Source organism: Sorangium sp. So ce693, from assembly GCF_051521375.1.
Classification (GTDB): Bacteria; Myxococcota_A; Polyangia; order Polyangiales; family Polyangiaceae; genus Sorangium; species Sorangium atrum.
The window spans coordinates 7042102-7055534 of sequence record NZ_CP150347.1; the positions used below are offsets into that span (position 1 = coordinate 7042102).

Genomic DNA, 13433 nt, shown 5'->3' on the forward strand with positions numbered 1-13433 from the left:
CGGTCAGCGGCGCTTCGCCGCGCGGCGGCGCACCCTCGAGAGCGCATAGCGGAAGCCGCTCGCCAGGTTGGCGTGCGTCGCCGTCGAGCCGACGTCCAGGCCTTGCCGGACCATCATCTGCGCGGCCTCCGGCCGGATGCCGACGAGCACCGCCTCGGCGCCGAGCAGCGCGGCCGCCTGCGCCGCCTCGACGAGCCGGGACGCCGCCGTCGCGTCGACGAACGCCATGCCGGTGACGTCGATCAGCACGACGCGCGCGCGCTTCGCGTCGATCTCGCGGAGCATCGAGGCGATGAAGTCGCCTGAGCGCTGGGCATCCATGACGCCCACGACGGGCATCACGAGGATGCCGTCCGCGATGGGCACCACGGGGCTCGAGAGCTCGCGGATGGTCTGGAGCATCGCCGCTTGCTGCAGGTTCGCGCGCTCGAGCTCCTCGCTCCGCGCGGAGATGCGGCGGAGCAGCCGGGCGTTCTCGACGCCGATCGCCACCGTGCCGGCGACGCGGACGAGGAACGCCACGTCGCCCGCGCCGCACGCCTCCCTGCGAGCGCTGCTCAGGACGAGGGCGCCGAGGACGTTGCCGCGACCTTGCAGCGGCACGGCGATGGCCGTGCGCGCGCCGTCGTGCGCGGCGGGCAGGGCGGCGTCCGCTCCCCCGTCGGCGGGGTCGATCACGACCGAGCGGCCCGACTCGATCGCGCGGCGCACGAGCGAGCGCGTCGGGATCGAGACCTGGTCCTCGACGACGGAGCTCGACGGGGACGAGAGCCCGATCATCATGACCTCGATCGCAGGGGCGACGGGCGCGATCCGCCCGCCGCTCCCGGCCGCGGCCCGGCGGGCGGCCTCGAGAGAGAGGTAATCGCTCAGCGCCGTGGACCAAGGCGTCTGCTCGAGGGTGACGCAATCGACGCGGGTGTGGAGGACCCGGGAAGGCGGCAGCTCGGCGAGGGTCGGCCCGACGCCGCGCGTGATCATCCGGTGGATCGTCTCGACGGCGCGGAAGCCCATGTCGTCCTCGCGCTGGACGATCGTCGCGTGGATCGTCCCCTGCCGGAGCAGGGCGACCGTGCGGGCGACGAGATCGAAGCCGACGATCTTGAGCTCTCCGGCCCGGCCGAGGGCTCGCGCCGCTCGACCCCAGGACGGCCCGTTGTCCGCGGCGGCGCCGAAGGCGCCCGCGACGTCGGACCGCCCCTCGAGCGCCACCGTGGCGAGCCTCGTCCCGGCCTCCTGATCCCAGTCGCACGGGATCGTCGGCAGCACCGTGAGGTTCGACCCGAGCGCCGCCTCCCAGAAGCCATCGACGCGCTCGCGGACGTTCAGCCCGAGCCCCACGGCGCCGAGGGACGCGACGACGCCGCCGCCCGGGAGCAGCCGCTTCATCACCTCGGCCGCCAACCTGCCCGACGCCACGTTGTCCGTGCCGATATAGAGCGGCGCCCGGCTGCCCGGCAACGGAGGCGTGTCGATCACGACGACCGGGATGTCCATCTCGGCCGCCTGCCGGAACGCCTCCTCCGCGCTCTCGGGGTTGCTGGGCGCGATGATGATGCCGGACATGCGGCGGCTGATCGCCTCGTCGAGCAGCGCGCGCTGAGAGCCCTCGCCGTCGCCGCCGTGGCCGGTCCGCCAGTCGATGGAGACGCCGAGGGGCCGCGCGGCGCTGTCCGCGCCGGCGCGGATGTTCTGGAAGTAGGTCGTCGGCTCCGACGCCGGAGCCCGGTAGACACGGGCGCAGAGGTCGCCTCGCGCGAGCCCAGGGCCGTCCCCGACGCGGTCCTCCTCGAGCAGCCAGATCTCCACCGTGTTCCAGCTCGGGTCGAGCTGCACGCTCTTGATGCCGTGAGCGATGGTCTCGATGAGGTCGTGCAGCGCGGGCGTCGTGCCCACCTCGTGGAGAAGCCGCTCGAACAGGCGGATCTCCTGCGCAGCGCTCGCCTTGTCGTCATAGAGCCTGTGCCGCTCCAGCGCGTCTCCGGCCGTGCCCGCCAGGACGTGGATCGTGGCGCAGCGCTCCTCGCCCGGAGACGCCATGGTGGCCTGCTCGACGGCGAGATAGCCGGCCGGCTCGCCGCAGAGCTGGATGGGCGCGACCAGGAGCCCGGCGCCTTCGGGGACGCCGCTGCCCGCCTCGATCGCGAAAGGCAGGTACGTCCGGTACCAGGCCCGCGCATCGACGATGCGGCTCGCGTGCGCGGCGTCGAGAGGCGCCGCAGCGCCGAGCGCGGCTCCCCCGTCGGCGAGCTCTGCGCCGACCGGGACGCGCGAGGAAAACCCAGGTGGCGAGTCGAACCCGACCAGCGCTCTGGCCACGAAGCGGTCGCCCTCGCGGATCAGCAGGCTGCCGCGCGGCGCGTACGGGAGAACGGCCATGGCCCGCCGCACGATCTGCTGGAGGACGGCGAGGAGGTCGGGTACCGGACGCATGCGGGTCGCTCGACGATCTCGCCTGGATCCAGGCGGCCTTCAACAAATTCACGCGCAATGGGTCGATCGCGGGTCGGAAAAAACCGCGCTGCCGAGCGCAGGCGCGGCGCGCGCCGCTACGGCGATACAGCGGACCCGAACCGCTCGTTGCTCATGCCTCCCGCCCCAGCGAGAGATGCCTGCGAGCGGTCGCCGAGGTCGCCGCCGAGGTACACGAGGACTTCCTTGCCGCCTCCGAACGCGATGACGAGATCCCCGAGCCCGTCGCGGTTGAAGTCGCCGGCGCGCGAGATCTTCGTCTCGCGCGTGCCGCTGCGCTGTCCGCTCATCGAGGCGTCGGGCTCCCCGTCGAGGCCCGCGCCGCCGCGGTATACGTACGCCTTGCCGTTGAGGCCGGCCTCCGGCGCGCCCACCACCATCTCCACGAAGCCATCCCCGTCGAGGTCACCGCTCGATGACACGGTCTGACCGAAGCGATCGGCCGGCGCCTCGCCGTGGAGCTCCAGATCGGCGGTCGTGTCGAACTCCCCTCCTGGCCCGCCGAGGTACAGGAAGGCCATGTTCTTCCCCGGATCTCCCACGAGCAAGTCCGCGAACCCGTCTCCGTTGACGTCGCCCGCGCCCACCGCTCGTCCGAGCTCGCCCTCGCCCTCGCCGATCAGCAGGCCGTCAGGCGTTGTGTCGAGCGCGCCGGCCGAGCCGAAATAGACGTAGACGCGCTGGCTGCCGGGCGCCCCGACGGCGATGTCCGAGAAGCCATCGCCGTTGAAGTCCGCCGATGCGACCGAGGTGCCGAACTTGCTGCCGCTCTGCACCCCCGAGAACATCGTGTCGGCGACCGTATCGAACGCCTCTGGCCCGCCCCGATAGATGTACGCGTTACCCGGCTCGTCGAAGTTGGGGCCGCCTCCCGGCGCGCCGACCACGAGGTCGGCGTAGCCGTCTGCGTCGATGTCCCCGGAGGCCAGCGCGCTGCCGAACCTGCGCTCATCGCCAGCGAGGTTCCCCGAGAAATCCGCGCTCGCGGCCCACGTCCCGGGCTCCTTCGAGCTCCCCTGGAGCACGCGGACCATGCCCTTGAGGTCCGCGAAGGTCGTGCCCGCGACCACCGCCTCGGCGAAGCCGTCGCCGTTCAGGTCCGCGGTCGCCACGTTGCCCCCGTAGCCGGCCCCCTCGATGGCGCCGCCGGTGCGGTTGTTGATCCCGATGAGGGTCCCATCCGGCGCCGGGTCGAAGCCGTCGCCCGCGCCGCCCAGGAAGACGTAGGCGGCTCCGCAAGGGATGTACTCCGGGATCTGATACTCGAGCGCCCCCACGAGGATGTCGTCGAAGGCGTCGCCGTTGAGATCGTGGTGCCCCCGTCCCACGTTGATCCACCGGACCGCAGAGGGAGCGGAGCAGGCGCCCCCCGAGCACGCGCGGACCCGCCAGTAGACGCGGGCGCCCACGGGAGGCGCCGCGGAGCCCTCGAGATCCGCGGCCGGCTGCCAGCGCGTCGCCGTCGTCGTCTCGGAGGTGATCACAGCGGCAAACGTCGGGTCCTGACCGAGCTCGACCGTGTATTCGATCGGGTCGCCTGCAGGCGACACCGACGGCTCCCAGACGAAGGTGGGCCGCCGGGTGTCGGGCACGAGCATCGAGCCGACCGGGCTGTCCTGGATCGGCAGCCTCGGGACCGGCGTCGTGGGAGCATGCGGCTCTCCGCCGCCGCCGCTGCCGGCGCTCCCGCCGCCGCCGCCGCTGCCGACGCTCTCGCCGCCGCCGCTGCCGGCGCTCGCGCCACCGTCACCGCCACCGCCACCGCCACCGCCCGATGCCGGGTCGCGGGTCACGTCCCTGATCCCGAGGAGATCGGCGCACCCGAGGAAGAGGGTTGCGAGCGCAATACCCCAGGAAAAAGAGCTCCGCATCGCGCGGAGGGTACTGGAGGCGCGATACGCCCACAAGGCGAGCAGCCACGCGCCGACACCGCGCGTCGAGGAGCGCGAGCGTGGCGCGTCGCGACGGCTTCGCCGCCCGTGAGGAACGGCTCACGAGATCGACTCATGACGACGCGATCATGAGCCGGGCGCTCGTGGCACAGACAGGCAGCGACAACACGTCCGCGGGCCCCCTACCAGCGACCACGCCGGAGCACGCGCCGACGCCGAGGAGCGCGCCGGCCCGCGTCACCCCGGCAGCCGAAGGTCCGCCCCGCCGGCACCGCCCCCGAGCCCCGGCAGCCCAGGGCGAGGAACAGCGCCAGGCCCCGCGCCGCGCCGCGCCGGGCGCTCCCCCCAGCAGCGCTGCCGCAGGCGCGCACGTTGCAGGGAAAGCACAAAGATCTCGTGGACCAGAGATGAATTCCGCTTGCGGACGCGGGTGAAATTTGTGTCATTATTGCGTGGCTACCGTAACAATTTCGCGACGCGCGGCAGCGCGGCGCTCTTGCCCTTGACGACCGAGGAGGCGAGAGTCCTGGACGTCATCGAACGATACGAGTTCAAGTACCTGGTGCCGGAGCGCCTCGTCCCGGATATCCGGGCCACGGCCTGCTCGGTCGGCCGGATTGACCGATACGCCGGCCCGGACGGCGTGTACCGCATCCGGTCGCTCTACCTCGACACACGCGGGTTCGACCTCTACTGGGCCAACGCCCGCGAGCAGCGCGACCGCTTCAAGCTGCGGGTGCGCAACTATCCTGGGAAGACCAGCCCGGCCTTCCTGGAGGTGAAGCGGCGCGTCCAGGATGTGATCATCAAGTCGCGCGCGGCGGTGCCGGCGAGCGATTGGCGCGATCTGCTCGCGCCCGGCCGCCCCCCCTCGCTCGATCGGCTCTCGCCGGGCGCGCGGAAGGCCGCGGAGAAGTTCATCGGCGCGTTCCACCGCCACGACCTCAGGCCGGCGCTCCTCGTCGACTACGAGCGCGAGGCGTACGAGAGCACCACCGACACCTACGCGCGCCTGACGTTCGACCGGAAGATCGTCTGTCAGCGCAGGGAAACGATGGATCTCGACGCCTCCGAAGGGGGGTGGCGCCCGGTCGACCACCCCGTCCAGACGCAGACGCCCGAGCCCGTCTGCGTGCTCGAGCTCAAATTCGAGCGCAGGCCGCCGCCGTGGATGGTGGCGCTCGTGCGACGCCTCGACCTCGTCCGGCACTCGTTCTCCAAGTACTGCTACGGCGTCACCGCGCAGCTGACGCTGCCGGAGGCGCGGTCGGCCCGGGTCGCAGGGTGGCAATGATGGACTGGCTCGCGGCGCTCTCGCACGGCGGGACCGTCGAGTGGCGCGAGGCGCTCATCTCCCTGCTCGTCGCCTTCGGGCTCACGCAGGGCATCGCCGGCGTCTACATGCTCACGTTCCGCGGCCTCTCGTACTCCCGGACGGTCGTCCAGAGCATGGCGCTCGGCAGCATCATCACGTGCACGCTCATGCTCGCCGTCGGCAACAACATCGCGGCCGGCATCGGGATCGCGGGGGGCGTCTCCGCGATCCGGTTCCGCACCACGATGCGCGATCCGCGCGACGTCGTGTTCGTCTTCGCGTCGCTCACCATCGGCATGGCGAGCGGCGCGCGGGCCTACGGCGCGGCGATCGCGGGGGCGGCGATGTTCGGCGTCGCGACGCTCTTGCTCCACGTCACCGGCTACGGGTCGCGCCGGCAGCCGGACGGGCTGCTCCGGTTCGTGGCGCCGGCCGGCCAGGCCGGCACGGAGATCGCCGGCGCGATCGCGGGCATCCTCCGCGAGCACTGCGGCACCTTCTCGCTCGTCACCCTGCGCGAGGCGGCGCAGGGCACCGTCATGGAGCACGCCTACCAGATCCGCGTTCGCCACCCCGACCTGCGGGCCGGCCTCGTGACGAGCCTGCAGGCGTTGCCCGGCGTGGCGGACGTGAGCCTGATGCTCCAGGAGCCGACGCTGGACCTCTGACCACGGCGACGCACCCTATCCGCTGATGCGCAGGCAGCAATCTCACTCACCCGGGCGCATCACGTCGCGGCCACACCGTGGGAGCCGTGGTAACAGAGCGCATGCACAAGAGTCGCCTGGCTGGGTTCATCATCGACTGCCGAACCGACGATCTCGATAGCGCCGCGCGTTTCTGGAGCGCGGCGCTCGGGATGCGATCGCGCGGCCGTGACGGCGAGGCGTACGTCCGCCTGGACGCGTCTACGCGCGATCTTTCGGTCGAGGTGCAGAGCGTGAAGCACGGGAGCCGCGTTCACCTCGACATCGAGACCGACGACGTCGAAGCCGAGGTGCGCCGCCTCGAGCGGCTCGGCGCCAAGCGGATCACGCAGGCCTCGACGTGGTGGGTGCTCGAGGCGCCGACCGGCCAGCGCTTCTGCGTGGTGAGGACCGCTCACCCGGACGCGCCCGGCTTCTCCACGTGGGACGACGAGGGGAACCCCGCGTAGAAGCGGCGGCCCTGGCCCCGACGCCCGCCGTTGGGCAATTCGACGGTGAGCGTCGCGCATCCGCCCGCCGCGCTCCGCATGCCGCCATGCGCTGCGACGGAGCGTCGTGCGATGAACAGGCCAAGACCCCACCTCCGGAGCTCCACACGGACGTCGCGCATTCGAGGCGATCGGAGGGGCGATCCCGACGAGCTCTCCGGGCCGCTCCAGCGGGTGATTCGAGAACTCCATGAGCTCGAAACACGATGTCCTTGATCTCGCGGAGCCCCCTCGCCCCGCGCCCCTCAAGCTCGTTGGCCACCAGGAGGCCGGCGCCAGCGCTCGCGCGGTGCACATCGCGGCTTCCAGACCTGCAAGTAGCCATGCAGTTCCGCGGATACTGGACGCGCGCTGACCTCCTGACGTGGCCCGCCTGTGGCCTCGGCGTGCCGGCGCGACAGAGGGGAGAGGCCCAGATCCCCGCCTGAGCCCTCCGGTCGACGCGACGTGACGGCGCGCGGCGCCCTCGCCCGACGGCGCGGCCGCCAGCCAGGACAGCTCGGCCGGCACGCGCGCAAAGGCTGGCGGCCAGCCAGCCACCCGCGCAAGAAGCAGAGGCAGGGCGCGCATATCGCGCGCGGGCCGGTGTGCCGGGGTGGCCGCGCTGGCCGGCCATCCTGGACCACCGGGCGGCCACACCACGGGACAAAGCAACGGCCAACAGCCCTGTAACCCGGCTTTTCCGGGGTAAGGCAGCAGGCCGAGATTTTGCAATGCCTCCCAGTGGCTCCCGACGCTCGCGGAGAAATCGAGGCGAGCCCGGGTCAGCATCAATTTTGGCCCACGCCTGTAGGCTGATGTAGCCAAACGTGGGAAGAGGTTAACGTGCGTATCCTGGGCTTCACGGTACTGACACTGCTTGGCGTTGCGACCTTGAGCTGCACCGGTCCCTCGTACGGCGACGGGAGCGGGGGCGGAGGTGGAGGCGACGCCCGGCACGCCGAGATTCCCGAGAAGTCGGCGGAGATGTCCGACCCGCTGCCGGTCGAGACGCCCGCGACGAAGGCGGAGATGACCGACCCGCTGCCGGTCGAGATGCCGACGGCAGAGGTGGAGAACTCGGACCCGCTGCCGGTCGAGCCTCCAGCCGCAGAGAGCGACGAGCCGCCGGGCCAGCCGACGATGATCGAGGTGCCGATCGCGCTGCCCGGCTCGACCCAGGGCTGCCCCGACGGGATGGTGCGGGTGGAGGGCGAGTATTGCAGCGCCGTGGTGCAGGAATGCCTCGAGTACCATCCCGAATGGACAAAGCGCCACGGCGAGCCGGGGGTCGCCGCCCGATGCTTGCGATTCCGCGAGCCGTCGCGGTGCGTCGCCGGGAAGACCGAGCATCTCTCGTTCTGCATGGACCGGTACGAGTACCCGAACGTCCCGGGCGCGCTGCCGCGCACGCTGACCTCGTGGGAGCAAGCCGCCGGGCTCTGCGCGGAGCAGGGCAAGCGGCTCTGCACCGAGGCCGAGTTCAATTTCGCCTGCGAAGGTCCCGAGTCGCTGCCTTACGTCTACGGCTACGAGCGGAATGCCGAGACATGCAATCAGGACCGAGACTACCGCTTTCCCGACCACTCCCAGCGGCTGCTCCACTACGAAGCGTGCAAGCAGAACGCGCGATGCGCCGCCGAGCTCGCGCGCCTGGACGGCCGCGAGCCCGCCGGCGGGCGCGCGGAGTGCGCCTCGTGGGCGGGCGTCTTCGACCTGAACGGCAACGTCAACGAGTGGGTGGTGCGCACCGATCAGAAGGCCCCTTACCGCAGCGGACTCAAGGGCGGATGGTGGGGTCCGATCCGGAGCGCATGTCGCCCGATGACGACCTTTCACAAGGAAGACGACTACGGCTACGAGGTCGGCTTCCGCTGCTGCGCGGACGCCGAGACACACCCCGCGGGGTGAGCGCGGCCCGCGGGCCACGCATCCACCCGGGCTTCTGACCTCGCGCCCGCGCGCCACGGGAGCAGCGGTATCCCCCCGAGCGCACGGCTCGGCCATCGAACCACCGTTGCAGTTGCAGTTGCAGTTCCAGAGCGGCGGACGGAGCGCACGTCGTTCCGTCGCGAGCCAGTGAATGCAACGGGACTGTATCAGGGAGCCGTTCGCGCGAAGCGCTTGACATCGGATCCCATCTGCATGCTTAAGTCAGATGCCATGCTCGGCCTCGTCTCGCGCCGGGCATGGCGTGTGTAGATCTTTCTTCGACAGTCACGGTGTGATCGTGCAACGGCCATTGTCGATTGCATATCGCTCTGGCCACAATCTTACAAATTCGACCCGATGGGCGGCAGGGCTCGCAGACGCAACTCTGTTTTATTTATTCGCCTTGAACGCACTCTTGCGGCTCCGCCGGCCGGATCATGGAGGACCTTATGCGGTTCGATCGCTTATTTGGCCCTGTTTCCTTTTCGTTCGCGTGCTGCCTGGTCGCCTGCGCCATGGAGCCTGCTGACCTGGAAGACAGCGACGCCCTCGAGTCGGGGTTGAGCAGCCCGGACAACACGATGAAGGCCGAGCTCTCGTTCCAGTCGCAATGGACCGGCGGGTACTGCGCGAACGTGACAGTGACGAACACGAGCAACGGCCCGGCCACGTCGTGGGGCCTGGTGGTCGGGCTCAACGGCGCCACGCTGGCCAACCTGTGGAACGCGCGCTCCACGACGTCGGGCGGGCAGCTGAACGTCACCAACGAGAGCTACAATGGCTCGCTGGCCGCGGGCCGCTCGACATCATGGGGGTTCTGCGCGAACGGCACCGGGAGCCCCACGATCGTCTCGGTCAAGGGCAATGGCGGCTCGAGCACCAGCACGAGCACTTCCTCATCGAGCAGCAGCTCGAGCTCCTCATCGAGCAGCAGCAGCTCGAGCTCGTCCTCGAGCTCCTCCGCGAGCAGCGGGGCAGGCGGCGCCGGCGGCGGGGGCGGCGCGGGTGGCTCCGGCGGCTCGGGCGGCTCGGGCGGCTCGGGCGGCTCCGGCGGCTCGGGTGGCGGCACCCCGACCGGCGCGAAGTTCGTGGGCAACATCACGACGAATGGCGCCGTGCGCACCGGCTTCGCGAACTACTGGAACCAGATCACGCCCGAGAACGAGGGCAAGTGGGGCTCCGTCGAGAGGAGCCGCGGCCAGAAGGACTGGAGCAAGCTCGACGCGATCTACAAGTACGCGAAGGACAACGGCATCGTGTTCAAACAGCACACGTTCGTCTGGGGCGCCCAGCAGCCCGACTGGCTCGCGGGGCTCTCCGGGTCGGAGCAGCAGGCGGCCGTGAGGGACTGGATGCGGTCGTTCTGCGCGCGCTACCCGGATACGAAGTACATCGACGTCGTCAACGAGCCGCCGCCCCACACGACGCCCTCTTACAAGAACGGCATCGGCGGCGACGGCGCCAGCGGCTATGACTGGATCGTCAACTCCTTCAAGTGGGCTCGCGAGTTCTGCCCGAACGCGAAGCTGATCCTCAACGACTACAACAACATCGAGTACGAGAGCGAGCACCAGAACTTCATGCGGATCGCGAGGGCGGTGATCAACGCAGGCGCCCCTGTCGACGCGCTCGGCGCGCAGGCCCACGACGCATACAAGCTCAACACCAACACGGTGAAGGGGTACATCGACAAGCTCGCGTCGCTGGGCAAGCCCGTGTACATCACCGAGTACGATATCGGCATCGCGAGCGACGAGGAGCAGCGCCGGGTGATGCAGGAACAGTTCACGATGTTCTGGAATCACCCTTCCGTCCCCGGCATCACGCTGTGGGGTTACATCGTCGGCTCCACCTGGAGGGCCAACACGGGCCTCCAGCAGCCGAACGGCACCATGCGGCCGGCCATGACCTGGCTGATGGACTTCCTCGACCGCTGACGACCGGAAGCGCGCACGGCGCGCGTCGAGCCGTGCTATGCGAGCCGGATGTCCAGAGACGTCGAGCTCCAGTGTCGCTGCGGAAAGGTCCACGGATGGCTGCGCGGTGCATCGCCGGACGCGGTGAACCGCGCAGTCTGCTACTGCGACGATTGTCAGGCGTTCGCGCACCATCTCGGCCGCGCCGACCTGCTCGATGAGCACGGCGGCACGGACATCGTGCAGGTGGCTCCTTCGGCGGTCTCGTTCGACCGCGGCAGCGAGCTCGTCGTCGCGGCGCGCCTGACGCCCAAGGGCCTCTATCGCTGGTACGCGAGCTGCTGCAAGACGCCGCTCGGCAACACGTTGACGCCGCGGCTGCCGTTCGTCGGCATCGTCACCGAGCTGTTCCAGCAAGCCCCGAGCGCGCTTCCGTGCGACGAGGTCTTCGGCGCGCCGCGCGGCGCCATCATGGGCAAGTTTGCGATCGGCGAGCCGCCGCCCGGGTCGGTGAGGCCGAGCGTGCGCTTTCTCGCGCACGCGGCCCGGAAGCTGCTTGGCTGGACGCTCCGCGGCAAGGCGTGGCCGCATCCGTTCTTCGATCGCGCGACCAGGGATCCGAAGTACCCCATCACGGTGCTGTCCGCGGCCGAGCGCGAGGCGCTGCGCCCGCTGTGCGGCCCGCGTCCGGCGCGCGCCTGACGGGCCGGCTCGAGCTTCCCCCGCTCATTCTCGCGGCGACGCGGCGCTAGCGCTCCCCACGCCCTTCGCGCGGGGTGCCGCTCCAGCGCAGGTCGGCGACGATGGGGAGGTGATCCGAGCCGAGATCCGGGCCGACCCACGCGCGCTCGGTCGTCCAGCCAGGCCCGGCGAGCACGTGGTCGATGCGGACGCCAAACCAGCGCGTGCGCTTCGTCGCGCCGAACCCCAGGCCGGCGCGCGAGAACGCGTTCTCGAAGCCCGCCCAGAAACGCCGGTAGATGGCGCTGTCGACCGGCATGTTGAAGTCGCCGGCGACGACGACCGGATAGGGCGCCTCGTCGACCCACTGCCGCGCGAGCTCGGACTCCCAGACACGCAATGCGATGACGCGGTCGTGCTCCTCCGCCTGCTTCCACAGGCCGTGCATCAGCGCCTCGATCGCCTCGCGAGGCGTCTCCAGGTGCAGGTTGAGCAGGCTGAAGGTGCGCATACCGGGCGGCTCATGGGCGCCCGGCCGTGACGCGTCCGGCAGCGCGATCGCGTAGCGGAGGATCGCGCCGTGGCCGCCTTTATCCCAGACGTCGCGGCGATCCCTGGACTCGACCTCGAGGAGAGGGTGCCGGCTCACAAGGCACATCCCGTGATCTACGTGGACGGACCACCCCGGGAATGCAGCGCTCAGCTCCTGCTCCGGCGCCGAGCACTCCTGCAGCGCGAGCACGTCGGGCCGCGTCTCGGCCACGAAGCCCTTGAGTCGATCGATGTTCATGGCGCGGCTCCCCGTGTTGAAGGAGGCGACGCGCAGATCGGCGCTGTCGGCGTCTCCGGAAAGGGCCCGGAGCGAGAACGTGAAGCCGAGGATCGGCCCGGCCACGATCGCCGAGGCCAGCGCCGCCGGGACGAGAGCGCGGCGCTGCACGAGGAGCGCGGCGGGCACGATCACGAGGAGAGGGAGCGCGACGATCTGGCGCGGGCCGAAGAGAAAGAGCGTCCCTGGCCACCACCGGTCGCCCACGATGGGCAGGGCGAGCCAGATCGACGCGACCGCGAGGAGGTAGAGCACGGCGACGGCGAGCACGAAGAACCGCAGCCGGCGCCAGCGCGGCGGCGGCGAGGGACGCCTGGCGGGTTGCGGTTGCGGCTCGGACGGCGCATCCCTGGATGGCTCGCGGTGGCGCATCGATGTTCCTCCGTCGGCGTGTAGAGTCCGTCTCGACGCGCGGCGGCGGCCAGAACGCACTCAACCTGACCGGCCGGGCGCGCTGGCGGCCTCCGCTGGCGCCGCCTCGTTCACAAGCGTTACGGGCTTCGCCGGCTCTCCTTCTCCGCCGCCTTCTTGGCGAGAGCCGCTCTGTCCGCCGTCTTCTGAGCGGGAGCCCCCTTCTTCGCCGTTACCTTCTTGGCGGGAGATCCCTTCGTCGCCGTCACCTTCTTCTCCGGAGTCCCCTTCCCCGATACCACCTTCTTGGTGGGAGACCCCTTCTTCGCCGCCGCCCTCTTCCCCGGAGTCCCCTTCTCCGCGCCCTTCCCCGCGGCAGCGGCCGTCGCCCGCGCCACTCGCCGGCTCACCGTCGCACGCTCTCCAGGAGCCCTTTTCGTCCCGGACTCCCTCGGCGCCGCCCCCTCCAGCGACTGCAAAGCCCGCTTCGGCGCCACCGCGCGATAGCTCTCCTCGATCCACTCGAGCATCATCGCCTCGGGCACGCGATCCTTCGGCCCGAAGCGCGCCGTCACCCAGCCGCTCTTGCCGAGGTTGTACCCCGTCGGCTCCGCGAACGGCAGCATGAGCGCGGCCTCGCCGGACTGCGGGAGCTTGGCCGTGACATGCAGCTTCCCTTCGTGGGTGTTGAGGAAGACGAAGATCTTCCCGCGCACCTTGGCGACACGGTCGCCCCAGGGGAACTCCTCCACGGCCTCGGGATAGGCCAGCGCGGCGTCGCGCAGCCTCGCGAGGATGGGCGTGAACCTCGCGTCGTCCTGGCGCATCGTCATCCGGCGAGCGTAAAGCGCTCGCGCGACCTCGTAAAGCC

10 protein-coding genes are annotated in these 13433 nt (G+C 70.6%); 6 read left to right on the top strand and 4 right to left on the bottom strand.

The window, feature by feature from the left end:
* Window positions 1-3: 3 nt before the first annotated feature.
* Together WMF14_RS26105 and WMF14_RS26110 are read right to left on the bottom strand one after the other, a co-directional pair.
* Window positions 4-2433, bottom strand: a complete 2430-nt coding sequence (locus tag WMF14_RS26105; RefSeq protein ID WP_437790377.1) for a substrate-binding domain-containing protein — start codon at window positions 2431-2433, stop codon at window positions 4-6.
* A gap of 116 nt (window positions 2434-2549) precedes the next feature.
* Complete coding sequence (locus WMF14_RS26110) at window positions 2550-4343, bottom strand: FG-GAP-like repeat-containing protein (protein WP_437790378.1); 1794 nt, start codon at window positions 4341-4343, stop codon at window positions 2550-2552.
* Window positions 4344-4803: 460 nt separating this feature from the next.
* Here WMF14_RS26110 and WMF14_RS26115 point away from each other — a divergent pair, with 460 nt between their 5' ends.
* From WMF14_RS26115 to WMF14_RS26140, 6 genes are all read left to right on the top strand, one after another.
* On the top strand, window positions 4804-5658 hold the full coding sequence (locus WMF14_RS26115; protein WP_437790379.1) for a VTC domain-containing protein: 855 nt from the start codon (window positions 4804-4806) through the stop codon (window positions 5656-5658).
* The gene (locus WMF14_RS26120) at window positions 5655-6347 is read left to right on the top strand and encodes a DUF4956 domain-containing protein (RefSeq protein WP_437322715.1); all 693 of its coding nucleotides are present in this window, start codon (window positions 5655-5657) and stop codon (window positions 6345-6347) included. Before WMF14_RS26115 ends, WMF14_RS26120 begins: the two co-directional genes overlap by 4 nt.
* A 101-nt stretch (window positions 6348-6448) precedes the next feature.
* Window positions 6449-6835, top strand: a complete 387-nt coding sequence (locus WMF14_RS26125; protein WP_272093585.1) for a VOC family protein — start codon at window positions 6449-6451, stop codon at window positions 6833-6835.
* A gap of 912 nt (window positions 6836-7747) precedes the next feature.
* Entirely contained in the window at window positions 7748-8764 is a 1017-nt protein-coding gene (locus tag WMF14_RS26130) for an SUMF1/EgtB/PvdO family nonheme iron enzyme (RefSeq protein WP_437790381.1), read from the top strand.
* Window positions 8765-9300: 536 nt separating this feature from the next.
* A complete protein-coding gene (locus WMF14_RS26135; RefSeq protein ID WP_437790382.1) occupies window positions 9301-10722 on the top strand; it encodes an endo-1,4-beta-xylanase in 1422 nt (473 codons plus the stop codon).
* Window positions 10723-10770: 48 nt separating this feature from the next.
* Complete coding sequence (locus WMF14_RS26140) at window positions 10771-11403, top strand: DUF6151 family protein (protein WP_272093588.1); 633 nt, start codon at window positions 10771-10773, stop codon at window positions 11401-11403.
* Window positions 11404-11449: 46 nt separating this feature from the next.
* On the opposite strand, the gene WMF14_RS26145 is transcribed toward WMF14_RS26140, so the two are convergent.
* Both WMF14_RS26145 and WMF14_RS26150 read right to left on the bottom strand, forming a co-directional pair.
* Window positions 11450-12583 (bottom strand): endonuclease/exonuclease/phosphatase family protein, encoded by a 1134-nt coding sequence (locus WMF14_RS26145; RefSeq protein ID WP_437790383.1) that lies wholly within the window; start codon window positions 12581-12583, stop codon window positions 11450-11452.
* A gap of 119 nt (window positions 12584-12702) precedes the next feature.
* Window positions 12703-13395 (bottom strand): MmcQ/YjbR family DNA-binding protein, encoded by a 693-nt coding sequence (locus WMF14_RS26150; RefSeq protein ID WP_437790384.1) that lies wholly within the window; start codon window positions 13393-13395, stop codon window positions 12703-12705.
* Window positions 13396-13433 lie beyond the last annotated feature (38 nt).